Source organism: Citrobacter sp. RHBSTW-01013, assembly GCF_013781985.1.
GTDB classification, from domain to species: domain Bacteria; phylum Pseudomonadota; class Gammaproteobacteria; order Enterobacterales; family Enterobacteriaceae; genus Citrobacter; species Citrobacter braakii.
In genome coordinates this window covers 1,994,612-2,016,203 of the sequence record NZ_CP056185.1, presented here as the reverse complement: position 1 = coordinate 2,016,203, position 21,592 = coordinate 1,994,612, and the positions used below count along the sequence as shown (strand labels likewise).

Here is a 21,592-nt window from a genome sequence, read left to right as displayed (position 1 = left end):
TTAAATACACCTGCTTAACGATAAAGAGAAGTCACGAGTTGAAGCGCGCGACGAATAGAAACTAAATGAGGCTCATTTTTCGTTGCCAGCATTTCAATAGTGGCAGGATGTGCAGGCAATTGTGAGGTAATTGCAGCCGCAATATTCGCATGGTATGAATATGTATCTCCTGGTGGTGCAAGCTGTGCTTCACTGATATGCACATGGCCAATCACGTCTTTTACTTGCGTTACAATAGCAGAAATATCTTCCTGATTGATAATAACCGCCCCGGTATCAAGCTGCATTTTGATTGCTGGATGATCAATATCATTAACAACATTGCAGGTTTCGAGGCTGGTTGTCATAAAGTTTGCACCGTAAACACTCGGATTTGGCTCAAGACAAACAATAACTCCATAGTCAGCGGCGATATCGCCAAGCTGACGAAAAAACAATCGAGATATCTCCTGCACCTGGCTAACTGATAGACCAGAACAATCCCGATTTTTGGGCGAACCGAATACCAGTCGCGAAGCCCCTAGTCCTGCTCCGATACGGCAAACTGCAGCCAAGTGATCGAGTAGTTTTTTCTGGATAGATTCACTACCAAATACATTCAGACCTATAGTACCAAATAACAGTGCCTGCATGCCAATGATGTCAATGCCTCGCTCCTGCCACCAATCTTTAACTGCATGAATATCTGCTATTGACGCGCTAGCAGGTTCAGGGAAATATTTACCTGGTGCAATATCAATCGCATCAACGTTAAATAAGTTCAATAAATTAGCAACTTCTAGATCTTCTTTAACGTCCCAAGCAAGGTTGGAGATTGATATTCTCATTTATTATATTCCTGCACTTTTTTGGGCTCTGATTGCGCATAATGTCTGACAGCCTGCACCGTGTCTTTCACCGAATATTGGTAATGCTCACTGCCCCCATACAGTGGACCATACACGCTGCGCATATCATAGGTAACAGGTTGTGCGGCCTGCTGCACATCAAAATTAATATTGAAACCATCTCGAGCAATTTTCGCCACCGAAACCGGGGCTGCCGTCAGGTGAACAAGATTAATTTTTTTCTCAAGCGCAATCTTAATATCGAACCAAAGGTTCACCATAGGATAGAATTGAAAGATGCTACGGCTTTCGATTTTCTCAACGTTATTCTCATTAAGAAAATCAAAAATAATATTCTTACGTAGCCCCGGACCAACTAAACCAGGAAGTCTGACTATCAGATGCTGTTGGAACCGCTTTGAAACAAATTGCTCAAGCCGATAGCGATTCAGACCATAGGCATGCAGTTCCTGCGTATCGATCACGGAATTCTCATCAACGCCATTGGGTGATTTGAATACATCCACCGTACTGATGAGGATAAATGTTTTACACTCAATACTATCCAGGCAGTCAATCAGCGAATCAATAATTTCCTGATCACCTTTGGGATCAGCATTTGCGATCCATTTTTTCGCTGGAGCACCGGCACAGACAACCAGATCAAATTTTTTACCCTTAATATCATTAATATTCGTCGAACGGTAAAAATCGTCAAATTTGGTTTGCTTTAAGAGCGTCGTGCCTACAAACCCGGTATAACCAATCAAAGCCTTAGTCATGATCTCTCCAGTATTTAGCGGTCGCGTCCGGTTTGCACCAGATTAGCCTTTTCGACAGTCGCATCATTTAACACATTAACGCGGTCCTGGTTAACCATGACAGCACTATTTTTCTCAAACACGACGGAATATGCTGCCTGTTCACTTCGGTCATCCAGCAAACGGCTGAGATATTCCCCGAAAAAAGCCAACATAATAAATTGCAGCATAAACAGAATGGACATAAACAAAACCGTGGTGGTCCAACCCTCCACAACATGTCCATTGATTAGATTTACGATGATACTATAAACCGCAAAAAGCAGCGCACTTAGGCTACCTACGGTGCCAACAATTGACATCCAGCGCAACGGACGAGAAGAGTTGAAGACCATCAGACGCACTAAATTACGAAAACCGTATGTGATAGAACGCTTAACATGCGTTTCACTAACCGGCTGATAAGTCAGTTCGCTGGCGGGATAGCCCGTTTTCTGAATGCGCATATAGAACTGATGGTGAAAACGACCAGTATCCGTTACCGCATTCACCGCACGGCGACTGAGACAACGAAAACCTGTTGAGTTTTTAGGGATATGGTAATCGATCGCTTTTAAAATATGCGATGCCGTATCACGCATAATGCGGTACGCGCACGGAAGAGACTGGGTTGAGACACCTACAACGACATCGGAGCCGGACTTACACTCTTCCACGGCACGATGAATGATATCAACAGGATCCGTCAGATGATCATATAGAATCACAAAGTCTCCAATCGCATTCTCAAGACCTGCAGCCCACACCACATCATCATGAACACAGCCCGACAGTTGCAGGAAACGCACGCTTGGAATAGTTTGTAAAATATTGTCGATCGCAGAGGTTCTTGGTACATCACGATATGGTCCTTTAGAAACAATTAAAATTTCGTAGTCGGTATAATTATCGTCGAGTAAGGACTGGATCTGCTGCAATTTATTTGTTAATTCATTCGATAGGTCGTGCGTATTTAAAACGACCGAAACAAAAGATTCACTTTTCACTTGTGTAGTCTCTAAATTTTTAAATAACGTTCATATTTTTAATAGCTTCAAAGGCATCGTATACGTTATCTATTTTGCCCCCCATAATACAGTGAAAACCCTGCATTCCATGATTCGGCCTAAAGAGAATCGGGCGGGAATCATCTGTTTCACTGCGTGGGAGAAGCGTCTTCACTTCCCACAGAGAACGCTCATAACGGCACTCACTCAAAATTGGCATGTAACGTGAGGCATCTTTAATCATATATTTCTAGGCACTAGTTCTCGTATCGGAATCAAATTTCGCATGTGAATCGAGGTACTTTTCACCGGGCTTATCGTGCCACTCATAATGAGGTGTATAACGCACGTGACTAAATGAATGCAATCCAACGGATGGGAATGGCATCACGGAGAAAAACGGGCCACACATGATGGTAAAACCAGCTTTTTTGCACACTTCCGGCACATCAACCAGACACATTTCTGTCATCTCGTGCTTCAAGGGGATCAGTTCAATCCCTGAATTATCCAGAAGATAATTCAGATGTGAATAAGTGCAATTGAACACGTGGTCAGCAACATATTCTTGCACTTCACCGGAGCTTATATCTCTGACCAGAGTTTTAATGCCATTTTCCAGTTTTTCGATTTTATCAACGGAATAGCCGCAGTAGAATTCAGCATTTGAACTATCCAGCCTCTTTAACATAAGCTCACGGAGCTTAAAGGCATCGAACGCAAATTCTTTAACCGTAAAACAGGCATTAATCATTTTTGGATTTACCATGTTCTGGATTTTCGCTGGCGCATAATCACAATCAGCACCAATGCGGTCACAGAACATGCGAAACTGGCTGGCAGACACTTTTCCTAACATTTCGCTGATTAAATAGTATTTATCAAAGTCGGAATCAATGCAGTCACGGAATTCATCAACAAAACGTGGGAAAGAGATACGTGAACGTAAAGCAGTCAAAATACTTCTGGGGTAGTGGTAGCCATTATGCACACGCGCCTGGTTGTTATATGATGCGCGGGACATGTAATTCTTCTCTTTTTCGAAAAGTTTCACTCCATGTCCTAAAAGAGAAAATTGCTCAGCGAGGTACATACCAAAAAAACCACCGCCCACAATTATTATATTTTTACGCATGATTGCATTAATGCCTTAAGTAGAACGCATTTATGTTATTCTCTTCAGATATTAAAACCAAGAGATAACTCTAATGCTATAAAAGGTTTACATGCAATAAGGCCATCCATTCGGATGGTCTTATTGTTAAAACAGAAGATATAAAACGCTGTTAATTAATCCAGCCATTCCGTATGGAACACACCTTCTTTATCAGTACGTTTATAAGTATGAGCACCAAAATAATCACGCTGGGCCTGAATCAGGTTTGCAGGTAACACTTCGGCACGATAGCTGTCGTAATAAGCGACAGCCGCAGAGAATGTCGGTACTGGGATGCCATTCTGCACGGCATACGCTACAACATCGCGCAGTGCCTGTTGGTATTCATCAGCAATGTTCTTGAAGTACGGGTCGAGCAGCAGGTTCGCGATACCAGCGTTTTTAGCATAGGCATCGGTGATTTTCTGCAGGAACTGCGCACGGATGATGCAGCCTGCACGGAAGATTTTTGCAATCTCGCCGTAGTTCAGAGCCCAATTATGCTCGTCAGATGCGGCACGCAGCTGTGAGAAACCCTGAGCATAAGACACGATCTTACCGAGGTACAGCGCACGACGTACTTTCTCAATAAATTCTACCTTATCACCCGCAAGCTGAATTTTAGGACCGGACAGGACTTTAGAGGCAGCAACACGCTGATCTTTCAGTGAAGAGATGTAACGTGCAAACACAGACTCAGTAATCAGAGACAGTGGTTCACCGAGATCCAGAGAGCTCTGGCTGGTCCATTTACCCGTCCCTTTATTCGCCGCTTCATCCAGGATGAAATCCACCAAATATTTACCATCTTCATCTTTTTTAGTGAAGATATCTTTGGTGATATCGATCAGGTAGCTACTCAGCTCGCCGTTATTCCACTCGGTGAAGGTGCTAGCCAGTTCTTCGTTGCTTAGGTTCAAACCACCTTTCAACAATGAGTAAGCTTCAGCAATCAGTTGCATATCACCGTACTCAATACCGTTGTGTACCATCTTCACATAGTGACCAGCACCGTCGGCACCGATATACGTCACACACGGTTCACCATCTTCTGCAACAGCGGCGATTTTGGTCAGAATTGGGGCAACCAGCTCGTAAGCTTCTTTCTGGCCACCAGGCATAATAGATGGTCCCTTCAGCGCACCTTCTTCGCCACCGGAGACGCCGGTACCGATGAAGTTAAATCCTTCAGCTGAGAGCTCACGGTTACGACGGATAGTGTCCTGGAAGAACGTATTACCGCCATCAATAATGATGTCACCTTTATCCAGATATGGCTTCAGGGAGTCGATAGCAGCATCAGTGCCAGCGCCTGCTTTCACCATTAACAGAATGCGACGAGGCGTTTCAAGGGATTCAACAAACTCTTTTACCGTATAGTAAGGAACCAGTTTTTTCCCCGGATTCTCGGCGATAACCTCTTCCGTTTTTTCACGCGAGCGGTTGAAAACGGACACGGTATAACCACGGCTTTCGATGTTGAGCGCCAGATTGCGCCCCATCACAGCCATACCAACGACGCCGATTTGTTGCTTAGACATTATGTACTCCTGTCAGGTGCGGTTCGCCCTGTAGACTATTACTGCAGGACTTTAGTGAACAATATGTTAACCCAGAAGAATCGCTTACGATAGTAGCATTAAATACTGAAGATACTTACCTTTGAAAACAGTACAATATTTACGTATTCAGTAAATTGCTATTATTATTTGGTATCGAAAACGGCTCACTTTAATGGACGACTTTTAATGTGAGCGTTTTTAATCTTCCAACCCACAACTTATTTAAACGAGTTAAACCTTGGGCCGCAACAATGAAAACAAAGGGCATGACAAAATACTTATAGCGCGGTTGAACTTCAATAAGAAGATAAATCATGAAATTAACCAAACACACCATCATAAAAAAATATAACTCTCTTGAAGGTTGAACACCTCTAATCATTGAGAGAAATACATCAGCTACACTGATTAAAAACAAACCAAGTATAAATGTGTAGTAAATCTTGTCAACAGAAATGAAAATATTAACTAAATCGTTCATGTAATGTTCTTTTCCGAATAACTTCACCGTCCTGGTAAGTTCACCATCATTAAATGTAAAATAAACTGGGCTTGGTGAGGACCACATGAAAGATTGCTTATCAAACACAAAACTCGCCACATCCTGAGGGGTTTTGTACGTTGCCTTAACATAATCAATAATTTCTTTTTTTCGTTCTGAGGCATCTTCCATCGCTAAAATATTAACATGAGAAGTATTCCACGCGCCAAGATGTTCTTTATCAAGACCAACCATAAATTTCCATTCAGGGTTTCTGTTATCAATTCCATATTGATTAACACCGGATAATTTGATTACGGAACTGGTCAGTAAATGAATGATGATATAAATAAAAAGAACTATACTAAATTTTGAAAATTCCCTTATCACATTGTTTCGGTCATAACGAACACATCCAACAATCAAACAAAAAAAAGCTGCAACTAAGACAATAATGATTTCTGGTCGCATTAGATCAGCCAACGCTAAAAAAACACCTGAGAAAACTAACGAGATGTAATTATTTTTAAGGAGGAAATAAATGCCAAGTAAAACAAAAAAAGTAGATAAGTGCTGATTTGATAGCAACGGAGAATAAAAAATCATTTCCGGATATAGTGAGTACAAACATGCAGTAACAAAGGCGATTTTATGAGAAAAGATCGTGCTGCATATTTTGTATATCATCACAGAAGAACCTGCCATGAAAAAAACATTCAAAAGCTTCAAAGCATCAATCGAGTGGTATAGATAAAGAACTAATGCTTGGTATAAAGTATATACCGATTGACATGCCCATATATCATAATAACCGCCAGGTCCAACATTAAAGGTGTTAATCGTACCATCAGCATACATACCTGCAGTCTGAAAAATTGTTTCAAAGTCGCTTTCTGGCTTGCTATTCACAAGCATTATAAATATTAATTTTGTAGTCAGACTAAGAATAAATATTATCCACACATGATTGGTTTGATGGAGCACACTATCTGATTTATTGATAAAAAAGTCAGAACAACAATAAAAAGGAATACAAGTCCGATACCTAGGAAATTGAAATAGTGCGTAATATATGCAGAGTTTAGTGATAAAACATTTAATGATACAATAAACCCTACAAACAAGAACAAAACAAAAACACTTGTGAAGTTAATAAACGCAAACATCTTTCTCATTTAAGGAATACTCTCCATAAGCATCAGATAGCCAAAGCACACAAAAATCCCTTGCAGGCACAAAAATTAACATAATGACAATATTGATATTTATGATTTTCAAGGTCAATCATGCTCATCATTAAGGTCCGATTGAATCCACGTACACTTCTCAATAAAATAAGATGGTCGGTTTTTTACTTCTACATAAATTTTACCGATATACTCACCCAATATTCCAATACACAAAAGTTGAACGCCTCCCATAAAGAACAAGCCAACCATTACAGAGGCCCACCCTTCAATGGTATGACCTAATAATTTTTGCATTAATGCCGTAGAACCAATAACAAATGAGACTAAAGAAACCAAAAAACCCAACGATGAGATAATACGAAGAGGTTTTACTGATAGAGAGGTAATTCCATCAAGCGCAAGTGACAACATCTTCTTTAGTGGATACTTCGACTCACCAGCAAGACGTGCTTTTCTTGAGTAAAGAACTTTTGTGCTTTTAAAACCTAATAAAGGGATAATTCCACGGATATACAAATTTTTTCTTTAAAATCGAGAAATGCATTTAATGCATTTCGCCCCATTAATCGATAGTCAGCATGTTGTCAGCATGTTGCTCGATTTGATGAACTCCAAGTCTGCCCATCAATTTATAGAACAATGCAGCTGTATTTCGCTTGAAAAAGCTATCCGTCGTTCTGTCATCTCTAACACCATAAACAATCTCATAGCCATTATGATACTCATCAACCATTTTAGTTATAGCAATGACATCGTCTTGTAGATCAGCATCAATACTAATGGTAATATCAGCATCAGAAAATCTTAACCCTGCTCTTAAAGCAAGTTGATGCCCCTTATTACGGGATAACTTCAAACCACGGACATTTTCGAATTCATGAGAAGCAGTGTTAATTTTTTCCCAAGTATCATCTCGACTGCCATCATCAACAAATAACACATAGCTATCTGCTGATACACGCTCAGTCTCAACCAAAGATTGAATGACATCCCTCAATTGAGATAGGCACATCGAGAACATATCACTTTCATTATAGCAAGGCACAACAATAGCAAGCAAAGGATGTTTCTTTTTTCCCAGAGTCATTTCATCGCCCATAGCTTATTAATTATAAAACAAGAGGTTGTATAGATTACCATACCTGAAAATTGAGACAGATATTCATTGAAAGACAAAAAATCAATCGCATACTTTATAGTTAAGATATTAAGTCCGTACGAAATTGCAACAGTAACCAAGAATTTTATAAATCGAGTTAACTTTATACCTACCAAAAAAGTAAATTTCGAATTCATGAAAAAACTAATTACAATACCAGCGATATATCCCAAACCGTTTGAAATAAACATCGGAATACCTATATGCATCAATGTAAAAATTATCAACATAGTGGTAATCGTATTCACAAAACCAATAATGCAAATCTCACAAGTTGATTATTCATGATGTGCAGATCGTTTATATTATATTTCATTACGTATTATTCTTATTAAAACCATAAGCCATACACAGGTTAAGTTAATATTAAAACCAACGCCAATGATGAATCCTAAAAAATGAAATCATTGATCTAAAGAACAAGATAATATGTTTCAATCCCTTACGTGCAGCATAGCCACCATGATGAATAACTTCAACTGAAGGTACATAAGCAATATCGCAGAACTGTTTAGCTCTAATGCTTAAATCGAAATCTTCGAAATATAAAAAATACCGGCGATCAAAACCCTGACATTTTTTCCATACATCGGTTTTGAAAAACATGAAGCATCCGCTCACCATTGGCGGATTCCAATAAACTTCATTGCTATTGATAACATCTACCATTTCATAGTTCTTTAATAACTTATAAAAAATTTTTTTCATGAATGCTGGAGCAAATCCTCTCAATAAAAGAACCAATACCGAGGGATACTCTTTACATAACCTCTGGACCGTTCCATCGGTCCATTTTGCATAAGGTGTAATAAGACCACAACGTGAGTTATTATGCATAAACTGGATTGCATTAACAATCGCATCTCTACTTATTATCAAATCAGGGTTAATAATAAGATGGTAATCCGACTGTACGTCTAATGCCTGGTTGTGTGCGCTACCAAAACCGACATTCGTAGCATTTTTTGAATAGGTAAAATCAACGTGCTTAAAATAGCGACCAATATACTCCGTTGATAGTCCAGATTGATATTCATCTGGACTATTATCAATTACATAAAGGTGATAAATGCTCCCTGCATTATCTAAGCTTGTGACTAGGCTAGTAAGAGTATCATTCAATTGATTAAGCTCAGGCTTATAAACAACTAATGAAATAGTTAATTCAGTAACATTGTTCATTAATACACTCATAGCAATTACACTATACGAATATTTTTGGGAAAAGTTCAGAAAATCGATCTTCCCATGTAACACTTTCAAGACTATCTTCACAAAAATAAAGTGTATCGTTTGGAACCTTAAATGGACAATCCGTCCTATGGCTTTCTATTTTTTTATTATGCCAAAACATCTCACCGAATCGAGTTGAAAGTAACGGTATCTTTTTTGCCGAGTACTCATAAAATTTTATTGGATCAACAAACCTAGTAATATCATTGATTTGGAATGGTATTAACCCAACATCTATGTGTGACAATACAATCGGAACCTCATCATGAGAGATAGCTTTCTCTATCAGAATATTCTTCGGTAGATTAATGGGCTTTAGCGTTTTGAGTGGCCCAATTAAACGGATTTTTGATGATGGGTTAAGTTCAGCCAGCTCAATAACCCAGCTCCAGTCAAACCAGCTCGCAATTGTTCCAACATACCCAAACACAACCCCCTTCCCGCTTTCAATCCTTTCCCGGCGCAGTCCAGTAACGAAATCAGAAGTACATGCGTTTAAGCAAAGTTCAACATTAGTAAATCTTGAAAATTTTTCCTGTAACGGATGACTAGTACATATTACTGTATTAACAGTAGAAGCAATTTTTTTTTCTATGTTAGCCATACTAAAAGATGAATAACCTTTAAAAAAGGCAGGATAATTGTCCATTGCATCAAAGAAAATACTTTTCCAACCAGATTGCTTAGATAACTCCAGAGCCAAAAGACTAGGTTTCCCAATTACAAGTATTGTATTTTCATCTTTAAATTCATTCACTTGCTTTTTAACAAACTCCAATGAACCTTTATTAAAAAGTTTAAATAAAAAATGAAAGGGTTCAATTGGAAATACAGCTGGAACAGGTACTACTGTAAAGTTAATAAAAGTACGTTTACTCGCTGGTTCCCTGGCATGTCTACCAGGGATAAGGTCGCCTAAATTTGGTAACCTACCGGGATAAGGTTCAACCCAAATAATTTCCTTTACTCCAGCATGAAAAGCATGCTGGATAAAGAAATGGGGCCTTTGACTCATACTATTCCAAGGTACTGGAGATAGATATACTAGCTTCATTCGGAAATTATTCCAAAATAACTACGAACAATTTTAACAATTCTGTCGCTCGATTTTCCATCACCATAAGGAGAAGCACCCTTGGCCATCGCCTGATAAGCTGATTGGTCATCAAGTAGGATAGATACCTGTTCGACAATATCATTCATTTCAGTGCCAATGAGTTTAACAACGCCTTCAGTAACTGCTTCAGGCCTTTCTGTATCTCGTCTGAGCACCAATACCGGTTTACCAAGTGCCGGAGCTTCTTCCTGAACACCGCCGGAATCTGTCAAAATGATATGTGCCTTTTTCATAGCAGAGACAAACGGACCGTAATCAAAAGGTGCTATTAGCTTAATACGTGGATGATTCTGGAGATATTCATCCGTAACCTTACGAATATTTGGATTTGGATGAACCGGAAATACAACAAAAATATCGTCATACTTATTTACTAAATAGCTGCGCCTAATACCGCTACACTTTTGCCTGACCATGTTTTCCTCCGGGGAATGGGCTGGCGGTTTCCATAAAATGGCGGACCTTTTTCAGTAACTGCCACATTGAGCGGCACTGATGATTACGGGTTATCGTGTCATGAAGTGCCTGCCATAGCCGTTCCACATGATTCACCCACGGCGAGTAAACCGGCTGGTAAATTACCCTGAACTTGGGATTTGCTTTCAACCAGCGCTGTGTTTCGCGGCTTTTATGGATAATGTAGTTATCAACGATCAGCGTGATTGTTTTCGCCCGCCGGTAAGTGGCTTTCAGGTGCTTCAGCAGAGCGATAAACAGCGCTGAACTTTTGCTGTTGCCGCCCACGTAGCTGACTTTACCCGTGCCACTGTGCAGTGCGCCGGCCAGATAGTATTTTTCGTTCTGCCCCGGCGTCACTACCCGTTTCTGCTGTCCGCGCAACTGCCAGTCCGCACCGATTTTAGGATTAAGGTGGATATCCACTTCATCTTCATAAAATACCGGATGCTCTGCGCTGCATTCATCCAGCGCTTTGTGGATTACCGCCATCTTTTCATCTTTATGTGGGTCACGGATACGCAGAGTTGGCGCGGCCCTGCGCCATACAAGCCCCGCAGATGGCAACCAGCGGCGAACGGTTCCTGCATGTAACTGGCAACCGGTTATCTCATTGATTTTTATTGCCAGTAATTCGGTGCTCCAGCGTGAACGTTGATAACCAAAATCGCCGGGAGAATGCTTTATCAGCTCACGTAACAGGGTGCAGATATGTTCAAAAGGCCAGCGTCGGGAGCGCCCTGCGGGTAAGGATTTCAGGCCTTCAATACCTGAGTGCGTAAACCAGTTAATCCAGCGACCAACGGATGAACGGGCACAACAGAGAGTTCTGGCAACATCGCTGACCCGTTCACCCCGATGAAGCATCAGCATGGCCGTGAGTCTGCGGGCATGATTTTTATCGCGCGTTTTATGAATAGCTTTCTGCATCAGGCGTCGTTCGCCACGGGGTATTGGTGCTATGATCGGCATCGCTCAGTCCGGTTGGTGGTTTTGGTTGGTTTGGCGATTGATCAGATCGCACAATCCGGGCTGAGTTCCCTTTCAGTGATCTACTATTCCGCGCAGCTATTTAGCTCAAGTATAGCTTTACAAGTATTGATAATTGGCTGGCCAAAATTCTCGCGGCGATGTGATGTCACAAGAACCATACGCATGCCTTCTGGAATATCTACTCCAATTGGGAAATTTTTTTCTGCTGTTGAGAGTAAAGCATCAATAACAGTATTGCCTATGACAAAAATCTTCTCCGAGTTGATCGCCTCTCGAAGCAAATTACTACGAGAGACCTCTGTTGGGGAAAAATGTAAACATGCTAAGTTACCAGCTAGGATTCTATTGGCTTCTTCAGGGTATGGAGAGTAAAGATCATGCGTCCTTAGGCCTGCCTCGAGGTGAGCAAAGGGGATTTTTTGATAGAAACATGCAAGCGCTGTTACAAATACCGTCGTTGTATCTCCTTGCGCGATCACCAAATCTGGTTTTACATCGGTTAAAGTTTTATCAATACCAACCATCAAACGAGCTGTTAACTCTGGTAAGCTCTGTCCCGGCTGCATAATATTAAGGTCGTAATCGCTCTTGATATCAAATAAAGATAAGGCTTGATCCAAAAGATCTCGGTGTTGTGCAGTAGCTAACACGCACACCTCAAAATCGGTAGCTTGTTTAAAAGCATTTACAACCGGAGCCATTTTAATGGCTTCCGGACGTGTACCAATTACACACATAACTTTTTTACCAAACATATCTAAATCCTATTTTTTATATCGAGAAGATTCAACCGCATCACGAGTAGCCTGCAAATAAGCATAGCCATACTCCCTATCAGGCTCAAGATATGCACCTTCACCCCATTCATTCCAGGCATTGATAAAGATCAACTTATCTTCAACATCAGTACGCTCATTGGCTTCGACAATCACATCCTGAAGCCAATTTTTATAGAGTGCTGGAGTCGATTTATGGAATATCATTCCTTTGTTATCGCGACGCGCAGTATTATCCCACATTGGCATTACAGCACGATACAAACGGTCATAATTATATTTAAAATATTTTTTATTAACTACAATATCTTCATAATCTAGGACTAAACCTTCAAATTTCGGCTGAACAAATTTTATTGAATGAGTTATATCACTACAGTGTTTGAACAAAGTGCCGGGATGAAATTCACTTTGCGCATCAAATCCTATAGCCAGAAGATCATGCTCCCAAGTATGCTCTTTCACGCCTACAAGATGAATATCTCCCACTCCCGCCTCATTACATTTATTCCTCCAGTGCTGAAGAACATTTTTACAGTCAGGAATAAAGGATGGGCGATATACTGTCAACAGCGGTTTTCCACCAACCTTGATATAGCGCGGATCCTGCATGTAAGGAATGACACTCTCAATGAAGGTTTTATAGCTATCAACACTATCGCTCTGCTTCATCAGAATTTCACCACAGGTGCCATCAAAACGGCGCGTCCAAGACTCATTTGCCCAGCATAACGAAAATGGGAAATCAATATCAGGGTTACTCATAAACAAGTCTAGTGGTCTTTCAAGTAACCTTGCGCCATCAAACCAGTAATAGTAAAAAGAAAAACCGTAGACACCGTAATTTTTAGCGAGTTCCACTTGTCTAAGCATATTCTCTTTCAAACGTAGATCATAAAATCCTAGCTCGCCAGGCAACCGTGGCTGGGAATGTCCAACAAATTGTGGCTTAGCGCGACAAACATTATTCCATTCTGTAACCCCCTTCCCCCACCATTCATCATTTTCGGGGTTAGGGTGAAATTGCGTAAGATAGTAAGCAATTATTTTCGCATCACCTTCTTTACGTTCAAAATGGTCCATACTTTCGGCCACGTATTCAGAAGAGGCAGGTTTTGCAGAACTTAGTATCTGATGTATGTAATCATCTTTAGTCGTATCAACAAAGTCATTGGCTGTACTATTAGGTTGTTGTTTTGCATTACGTATGGCTCTTCTTACACGCCCTACGATAGCTTCTTTAGTTTCATCACTAAATGGTAGCTTCCAATAAACTTTTCTTACTAACTGATATAACTTGCGATTCATTTATACTTACCTTCAATATTTTTATTAACATTGACTCCGACTAATTCCAGATATTCAAGTGTTTTTGATTGCCATGAGTTACTCAACGCTTCAGCATCTAATGTACTGAGATAATCTTGATCATTTTTTAAATTGATGGCTTTTTGTATGTTTTCTATAAAGTTATCGTAGTTCATCGACCCAGCCACAAGACAACTTTTATATTTCAGGCACTCCACAAGGTCTGTTGTAACAACAGGTTTACGTAATGCCATGTACTCAAACAATTTAACCGGTGATACTGATTCAGTTAACTTATACTTTTTAAATGGCAATATCCCTACGTCATAATGACAGGCATATTGTGGAAGTTCAAAATAAGACTTACTACCAAGGAAGTAAACATTTTCCCTTTCTGCTAATCCGCTGTCTCTAAACGAATTGTCGTGTTCATATCCGATTAATAACAGTTGTAAGCCATCAACATCAGCTATTCTCTTCAATAAATCATAATCTATCCATTTAGCTAAAGCCCCATGGTAACCAACAATAGTTTTCTTATCAGCCAATAATGGTTTAATATCTTCAGGAGGATTATTTGCAGTAACATGCCAGTGTTCGATATCAACACCATTGGTTGATAACAGCATATTTTTAGTTCGATGGTTTGCTACTTCTTCGAACAATTTAGTTGCTGTAGCAACAACAAAAACCGACTCATTCTCAAGTATCCATTTATGACGATTTATAATCGTATCCGGAAAATCGCCAACAATCTCTTCTGTTATTTCATCAATATACTCATATACAACCTTGAATCCCATATCTTGGAATTCCAAGATATCTTCTATTGTAGTTGCGAGATCGATTGATTGTATTCTTACAACTTTTTGCGCAAGTGTATTTGATTTCAACGCTTTCTTTATTTTTTCATTTAGCACGCTGTCGAGTGCATCGAAGACAATCACATTGCTATCTTCGCGTTCATAAACAAATAGTTTTTTATCAACCTGAATGTGCCCACCGTAAATAGCCAACCCACCAAGTCGAGCCGCCTGCAACGAAATATGCTGAAATCTTTGAAACAGCGGTGTGTGCCATCCCATCGGTACATGGAAAAGGTCAATGTAATTTTTTTCGTTAAGAATAAATTTTTCGAGTTCGTTAATTCTTTGCTGATACAATTTACTTTTTTGGATTTTTTTAAAATGATTAACAGATAAATTCCCGGCTGTTTTTATAGCCAGAGGGATTGCATTAATAAGACCATGTCTTTTTACTCCCCCTTGAATACGATTTACTAAATAACCGCCTAACTGCTTTTTATTTCTTAACCAGTTAGCTATTTTACCTTCATATGGAATTTTAGCCAACATTCTCACCATTCTCAACGGTTTTGTTACCTTCCAACTAAGCGATGCCCGCATCAACTCTACGTTAATCTTATATTGTTCTACTTCGAGTTTATGTTGTTCTACTTCGAGTTTATGTTGTTCTATTTCGAGTTTATATTGTTCTACTTCCTTAGCGAGCAACGATTCAGCTAATACCAGGCGCTCAACGCTGGTATTGAATTCTGACAATTCGATTGTTTGATTTTCGATCTGCTCTTTCTGGGCAGCAAGAAGCATACCGACGTTTCTAAAACGCTCTGCTTCATCAATATAGCTTCTACTTTTAATAATCTGTGAAGAATACCAGTTACCTAAATTAGCTTTGTTTCGGCCAGATACCAAACTCTGGAATTCAGATTCAAAATCAGCGCATCTTTCGAGGTCTTCAGGTGTAATATTAAAACCTAATGATTTATAACATAATTCGAAAAACTCTCGCCTAGTCAGATCATTAACTTGCTCATTATACCCAAAGCGAGTATTTGACTGAACAGTAATTAATAATACTCTAAATAACAACCAAGCTAACGACACCTCACCTTCATAAATCCATTCTTGATCAATTAAGCACCATGTCTCAAAATCTGACTCCGAAACGATTATATTTTGCGGAATACAGTCAATTAATTCCCCGGAAACTGTATCTGCCAACCATTCAGGGTCAAAATCACTCGAGCCTTGATTTTTAAAACCGTAGACAAATACCAAATATTTTTTTAAAATATTAATGAAATCATCTAACAACCAATATTCACTAGAAACTATTTGTGATATTTTCTCATTTAGCGACATTCCTACTAAATAGTCATCCTCAGCTTTAATATTATTAATTAATGAGCCATTTTTTTCTTTATCCTTAAATTCCGTAGCACATCGATACGTTTTAATTTTTATTTTATCATCACCATCAGAGATAAAATGACTTTGCTTACAGAAATTTTTGAGCCTTGAGGTACTATAGTGAAATGCTAAATATTCAGATTCAACAACAAGGTGGGGATCTTCTAAAGGACTTGCAACAATTAGAAATGAGTTCGCAAATTCCAGTCCAAGATTATTATCATGTATTACTTTCCATGTTTTTTCCTGTGAGAAAAGTAGATGGCTTGGTAATTGATGATCTTTAAGAGAATTTTCTATTGCAAAAGCTGCTGCATTGAATGAGTTATGCCGGTACGCACTCTCAGTAACAATTGAGTTTGCCGTTTTATAGTCCGGGAATGGAGCAAAAAATTGTAGAGAGTTGAAATTAGCACTTTTCAGAATGCTTTGTAACTTATGCTTACCAAAAGTCTCTGGATCATTTTTAGTATAACGTCCTTCGATACCATACATCACTTTCCATTTATGATCTTCAGGTGCACCAGCAAAGTATTTTAAGCCCAGTTGATTTTCAATTGCAATAATTAACCTACCATTTGGTTTAAGGTAACTATATACATCATCCAGCATCGTTTTTGTTGGAGTATCACTTGTAGTGAACAAATTCGCATACTCGAGAACGCCAATTAACGTGATAACATCAAACTTATGGTCTGTTTCAAGATCAGCAAATTTTTCTGCGAGAACAGTTACATTATCTAAATCTCTGGTACGAGAACGTGCTATTTTGGCCCGTCTAAGAGATCCCTCCACAGCTAATACATTCGCCCCACTTTCCCCAAGAAAACGAGTAATAGCACCGCATCCTGCACCAATTTCAAGTACATCAACCCCTTTAAGTAGACTTTCAAATGGTCTCAGGATATTCGCTCTTTCTGAACCAAGATGATAGACAGTAGGCCAATCAACACAATGACTTCTTAATTCAGTTGAAAGAACACTTAAGTCATTGGTGTTACTAATAATTTCATAGATTTTTTGTTCAATGCTATCTCCATCGCTATAGTTGATACTTTTGTATTCGTTATTGCAATAGACTTTGATATCATCGTTTAAGGAGTATTTCCGAGTATTAAAAAGGCTGGACATTATTTACTCATCCCCTGAAAGCTTATTCATTTTTAAATTCATATTTGACAATCCGAACATTGTCTTATCAGGTTCAACCTGTATATGGATAGCATCATAGCGTCGGTCATGTGGTTCGACATCTTCTGATGCTTTGCTCGCAATTCCCAAGGATATAAAATAGTCACCAGGTGCAAGATTGCATGTGAAACTCATATTAATAATCTCGACACTACCTTTTGAACCTGTAGACATTACGTCTTCAAATTCTAGTAACTCCGAGTTAGTACCATATACAGTGACACCCTCTTTGTTTTTTACTGTAAATCCAATAATCGGACGAAAGATCTCTTCTATAAACCGTACTGACATCGACAGTTCTATATTACTTCCTGATCTCAGTGCTGGGGGATAATTGATGCCTTCACAAGAAAGTATGTAATCCAGAATAATTGCTTTTCGATCTCCCCAACGATAACTTAAACTATTTGAATTGGGACGGCCTAAAAAGACATCTTCACTTTGGTTAAGAGTAACGACGTCGTCACTGCATACATTCTGTACTGTTTCAAGGGGTTGGTTTTGCTTCGCCTTAGATTTTACGCTGCGACCAAATAGTAAATCAAGATAGTAATTAGTGACCTGTCTGGGCTCCCCAATATCCATAACCACCCCGCTATCAATTAACACTGCTTTAGAACAGTGCGTTACTATTTGTTCAGTTGAGTGTGTCACTAATAGGATACTGGTGCCACTCTGCTTCAGCTGTTTTAATCGTTCAAAACACCTTGCTTGAAACTTTGCATCACCAACTGCTAGAGCTTCATCGACTATTAAGATATCCGGTTCGATCTGTGCCTGAACCGCAAATGCAAGACGAACCATCATACCGCTGGAGTAGGTTTTTACAGGTTGATCTATAAACGGCCCAATATCCGCAAAGTCAATAATGCTCTCAAATTTCTCGTCGATCTCTGCTTTACTTAAACCTAATAAGGCAGCATTCATATATACATTATCTCTACCACTGAACTCAGGGTTAAACCCTGACCCTAACTCCAGCAAAGCAGCTATGCGCCCCTTAGTAGTAACTTCACCAGATGTTGGATTAAGTGTCCCGCAGATTATTTGTAATAATGTTGATTTACCACTGCCGTTTTTGCCAACAATGCCAACTGTTTCGCCCTTTTTTACTTCAAATGAGATATTTCGTAGCGCCCAAAACTCTCTATAATATTTATGATCTTTTCTTGAGAGCATTTGTTTAAGTCTGTCTATCGGCTTATCGTATATCTGATAGCACTTACCTATATTCTCAACTTTGATTGCATAATCAAATGACATCAGCGAAACCTTTTCTTGTTTTCTGAAAAAAGAAGAAACCCATCCACAACATCAGCAGTGATGCCACAAAGCAAATTGCATAGAATATATCTATTCCATGGCCGAAAAAGATAAAAGCTCTAAACGTTTCAACAAAATAGGTCAACGGGTTGATGAAAAGATAATGCCTGTAGTTTTCCGGTAATGCTGTTACTGGATAAAATACAGGTGACATGAAAAGTAACACAGTAATTATGATGTTAATAAATTGTGCTATATCTCTAATAAAGACACTTAATGCACTCAAGAGCCAGCATACACCAGCAACAAAGAATATAAATGGTAAAAGAATCAATGGAAATAGAAAAAATGTTATTGGTGGAATTCCATTCAATACAACATATGCAATTATCCATACAGAAAAACTAACTACAAAATTGAATAATGCACTTCCGACGCAAACTGGAACTAAAATTTCCAGAGGGAATACCACTTTTTTTACATAATTGGCATTTTGTATTATCAATGACGTTGATCGGGCGATGCATTCTGAAAACAAATTGAACATTATCATCCCAGCAAATAATACTAGTGCAAACTCTGTTTTTGATCCGCTATCTACACCCCATTTAGCTTTAAACACAACACTAAAGACAAAGGTATAAATTGCCAGCATAACAATAGGAGTAATTATTGACCAAAGCACTCCTATATATGAACCATTATAACGTGACTTTATATCTCTTATGACTAACCCTTTTAATAATGGGTAATTCTCAAAGAAACTCTGGAGTAAATATTTAAGTGTGGCATCGTGTTTTTTCATTTTTAAAAACTTATAGTTTCATTCAAAGACGAATGCAATTTATCTTTTTCAGAAAGAATTAGCTGTCCATCAAACTCAGGCCATTCAATACCAATATCAGGATCATTCCACATAATTCCACGATCGCTTTGTGGATGATAATAATTAGTGGTTTTATAAACAAATTGGGCTCTCTCGCTAATCGTCAGAAAACCATGTGCAAAACCTTCCGGTATCCACAGTTGACGTTTATTTTCTGCACTTAAACTAACACCGACCCATTTACCAAATGTGTTTGATTTTTTACGAATATCAACAGCGACATCAAAGACTTCACCTTCAATGCACCGTACTAGCTTCCCTTGGGCATAAGGCTCAAGTTGAAAATGGAGGCCACGCAACACACCTCTTTGTGATTGAGAATGGTTATCTTGAACAAATTCGACACTGCGACCAACAGCCTCATCAAATATATTTTTGTTATAACTTTCGAAAAAAAAACCCCGAGAATCACCAAAAACTATTGGTTCGCAGATTAACACCTCTGGAATGTCTGTTTTACTATATTCATATATTACTCTTTAAAATTTTCACTTACCAAGAATTTCAATAACAACTCGTTCTACACCCTGACTCCAGTGCGGCAAAACGACGTTGAATACATTTTGAAATTTATCGTTGGATAATCTTGAATTATGTGGCCGCTTTGCAGGGGTAGGGTAGGCAGATGTAGGAATACCATGTACCTCTTCCACAATTAATCTCTCATTGTTCTTTTTCGCAATAGCAAAAACGTACTCTGCATAATCAAACCATGTCGTTTCACCGCTAGCAACTAAATGATATGTGCCGTGAACTTGGCTATTTTGTCGTTCAACTCTAATCGCATGGGCGGTGCAATCGGCAAGCAATTCTGCACCAGTTGGTGCCCCGTATTGATCATTGATGATCGATAATAACTTTTTATCATTTGCAAGACGAAGCATGGTTCTAGCAAAGTTAGCCCCTCGCGCAGCATAGACCCAACTCGTTCTAAAGATTAAATGACGCGGGTTTAAGCGGCTAATAGCTAACTCGCCTGCCAGCTTTGTTTCCCCATACACATTTAACGGGTTGGGGAGTTCTTTTTCACTACGATAGTGCTGCCCTTCACCATCAAAAACATAATCAGTTGAATAATGAATCAACAGAGCACCAATCTTTGCTGTCTCTTTAGCTATAACTTCGACACTTTCGGCGTTGAGCAAATGCGCAAGCTCACGTTCACTTTCGGCCTTATCAACTGCAGTATGTGCAGCTGCATTGACAACGACATTAGGCTTCACGTCATTAATTGTTTTCGCAATACCAGCAAGATTCGTCAGATCGCCACAAATATCTGTATCGAAGTAATCAACGGCTGTAACTTTACCTAATAAGGAAAGAGAACGTTGTAACTCCCAGCCAACTTGACCATTTTTACCAATGAGAAGGATATTCATCGATGCTCCATACTATATAGTCATATATTTGAGTTACAAAGTTACTCATTAATTAACATATAAAGATAACGTCCATATTCTGTTTTTTGCAGCACTTGAGCTTGGGCCTCTACTTGTGCCTTTTCTAACCAACCTTTTCTATATGCAATCTCTTCCAAACATGCAACTTTCATTCCCTGCCGTTTTTCAATGGTATGGATGAACTGCGACGCCTCAACAAGGCTATCATGTGTACCGGTATCAAGCCAGGCGAACCCACGGCCTAACAATTCTACCTGGAGATTTCCTTTCTCCAGATACATTTTATTCAGGGTTGTAATTTCAAGTTCACCACGTCTGGAAGGCTTAACCTGCTTTGCCATTTCCACCACATGGCTGTCATAGAAATAGAGTCCGGTCACCGCCCAGTTTGATTTTGGTTTTAGTGGCTTCTCTTCAATCGATAATGCCGTGTAGTTTTCATCAAATTCAACAACGCCAAAACGTTCAGGATCCAAGACCTGATAACCAAATACCATCGCGCCGCTCGTAAGCTGTGCTGCAGTTTCAAGTTTTTTACCAAAGCTTTGACCGAAGTAAATATTATCTCCTAAAT

General features: G+C 39.2%; 17 protein-coding genes and 2 pseudogenes. All 19 read right to left on the bottom strand.

Annotated features, from left to right (window positions below):
* Nucleotides 1–14 precede the first annotated feature (14 nt).
* On the bottom strand, nucleotides 15–827 hold the full coding sequence (locus tag HV350_RS09680; RefSeq protein ID WP_181630369.1) for a TIM barrel protein: 813 nt from the start codon (nucleotides 825–827) through the stop codon (nucleotides 15–17).
* On the bottom strand, nucleotides 824–1,609 hold the full coding sequence (locus HV350_RS09675) for an NAD(P)-dependent oxidoreductase (protein WP_181630368.1): 786 nt from the start codon (nucleotides 1,607–1,609) through the stop codon (nucleotides 824–826). Before HV350_RS09675 ends, HV350_RS09680 begins: the two co-directional genes overlap by 4 nt.
* A gap of 14 nt (nucleotides 1,610–1,623) precedes the next feature.
* Nucleotides 1,624–2,634, bottom strand: coding sequence for a glycosyl transferase family 2 (locus HV350_RS09670; RefSeq protein ID WP_181630366.1), 1,011 nt, complete (start codon nucleotides 2,632–2,634; stop codon nucleotides 1,624–1,626).
* 250 nt (nucleotides 2,635–2,884) lie between these two features.
* A complete protein-coding gene (locus HV350_RS09665) occupies nucleotides 2,885–3,769 on the bottom strand; it encodes an FAD-dependent oxidoreductase (RefSeq protein WP_249418035.1) in 885 nt (294 codons plus the stop codon).
* Between the two features lie 155 nt (nucleotides 3,770–3,924).
* Nucleotides 3,925–5,331 (bottom strand): NADP-dependent phosphogluconate dehydrogenase, encoded by a 1,407-nt coding sequence (gndA, locus tag HV350_RS09660; protein WP_181630365.1) that lies wholly within the window; start codon nucleotides 5,329–5,331, stop codon nucleotides 3,925–3,927.
* A gap of 190 nt (nucleotides 5,332–5,521) precedes the next feature.
* Nucleotides 5,522–6,748, bottom strand: coding sequence for a glycosyltransferase family 39 protein (locus HV350_RS09655; RefSeq protein WP_181630363.1), 1,227 nt, complete (start codon nucleotides 6,746–6,748; stop codon nucleotides 5,522–5,524).
* 365 nt (nucleotides 6,749–7,113) lie between these two features.
* Nucleotides 7,114–8,110 (bottom strand): annotated as a pseudogene (locus HV350_RS09650) (glycosyltransferase family 2 protein).
* Between the two features lie 438 nt (nucleotides 8,111–8,548).
* Nucleotides 8,549–9,364 carry a glycosyltransferase gene (locus tag HV350_RS09640; RefSeq protein WP_181630360.1) on the bottom strand — a complete coding sequence of 272 codons (816 nt, stop codon included), beginning with the start codon at nucleotides 9,362–9,364 and terminating at the stop codon, nucleotides 8,549–8,551.
* 22 nt (nucleotides 9,365–9,386) lie between these two features.
* The gene (locus HV350_RS09635; RefSeq protein ID WP_181630358.1) at nucleotides 9,387–10,430 is read right to left on the bottom strand and encodes a glycosyltransferase; all 1,044 of its coding nucleotides are present in this window, start codon (nucleotides 10,428–10,430) and stop codon (nucleotides 9,387–9,389) included.
* 35 nt (nucleotides 10,431–10,465) lie between these two features.
* Nucleotides 10,466–10,948 carry a UDP-N-acetylglucosamine 2-epimerase gene (locus HV350_RS09630; RefSeq protein ID WP_181630356.1) on the bottom strand — a complete coding sequence of 161 codons (483 nt, stop codon included), beginning with the start codon at nucleotides 10,946–10,948 and terminating at the stop codon, nucleotides 10,466–10,468.
* Nucleotides 10,929–11,960 (bottom strand): IS630-like element ISEc33 family transposase, encoded by a 1,032-nt coding sequence (locus HV350_RS09625; RefSeq protein WP_046092923.1) that lies wholly within the window; start codon nucleotides 11,958–11,960, stop codon nucleotides 10,929–10,931. The genes HV350_RS09630 and HV350_RS09625 overlap by 20 nt, the downstream gene beginning before the upstream one ends.
* 83 nt (nucleotides 11,961–12,043) lie before the next feature.
* Nucleotides 12,044–12,736, bottom strand: a complete 693-nt coding sequence (gene wecB, locus HV350_RS09620) for a UDP-N-acetylglucosamine 2-epimerase (non-hydrolyzing) (RefSeq protein ID WP_181630354.1) — start codon at nucleotides 12,734–12,736, stop codon at nucleotides 12,044–12,046.
* 9 nt (nucleotides 12,737–12,745) lie between these two features.
* Nucleotides 12,746–14,065 carry a glycoside hydrolase family 99-like domain-containing protein gene (locus HV350_RS09615; RefSeq protein WP_181630352.1) on the bottom strand — a complete coding sequence of 440 codons (1,320 nt, stop codon included), beginning with the start codon at nucleotides 14,063–14,065 and terminating at the stop codon, nucleotides 12,746–12,748.
* Nucleotides 14,062–17,409: a methyltransferase gene (locus HV350_RS09610; protein ID WP_181630351.1), complete on the bottom strand. Its 3,348-nt coding sequence runs from the start codon at nucleotides 17,407–17,409 to the stop codon at nucleotides 14,062–14,064. The genes HV350_RS09615 and HV350_RS09610 overlap by 4 nt, the downstream gene beginning before the upstream one ends.
* 3 nt (nucleotides 17,410–17,412) lie before the next feature.
* Nucleotides 17,413–18,732, bottom strand: a complete 1,320-nt coding sequence (locus HV350_RS09605; RefSeq protein ID WP_181630349.1) for an ABC transporter ATP-binding protein — start codon at nucleotides 18,730–18,732, stop codon at nucleotides 17,413–17,415.
* Nucleotides 18,722–19,537, bottom strand: a complete 816-nt coding sequence (locus tag HV350_RS09600) for an ABC transporter permease (protein WP_181630347.1) — start codon at nucleotides 19,535–19,537, stop codon at nucleotides 18,722–18,724. The genes HV350_RS09605 and HV350_RS09600 overlap by 11 nt, the downstream gene beginning before the upstream one ends.
* 2 nt (nucleotides 19,538–19,539) lie before the next feature.
* Nucleotides 19,540–20,058 carry a dTDP-4-dehydrorhamnose 3,5-epimerase gene (rfbC, locus tag HV350_RS09595; protein ID WP_249418034.1) on the bottom strand — a complete coding sequence of 173 codons (519 nt, stop codon included), beginning with the start codon at nucleotides 20,056–20,058 and terminating at the stop codon, nucleotides 19,540–19,542.
* Between the two features lie 48 nt (nucleotides 20,059–20,106).
* Complete coding sequence (rfbD, locus tag HV350_RS09590; RefSeq protein ID WP_181630345.1) at nucleotides 20,107–20,997, bottom strand: dTDP-4-dehydrorhamnose reductase; 891 nt, start codon at nucleotides 20,995–20,997, stop codon at nucleotides 20,107–20,109.
* Nucleotides 20,998–21,038: 41 nt separating this feature from the next.
* Nucleotides 21,039–21,590 (bottom strand): annotated as a pseudogene (locus tag HV350_RS09585) (sugar phosphate nucleotidyltransferase); the annotation flags it as partial.
* Nucleotides 21,591–21,592: the final 2 nt, after the last annotated feature.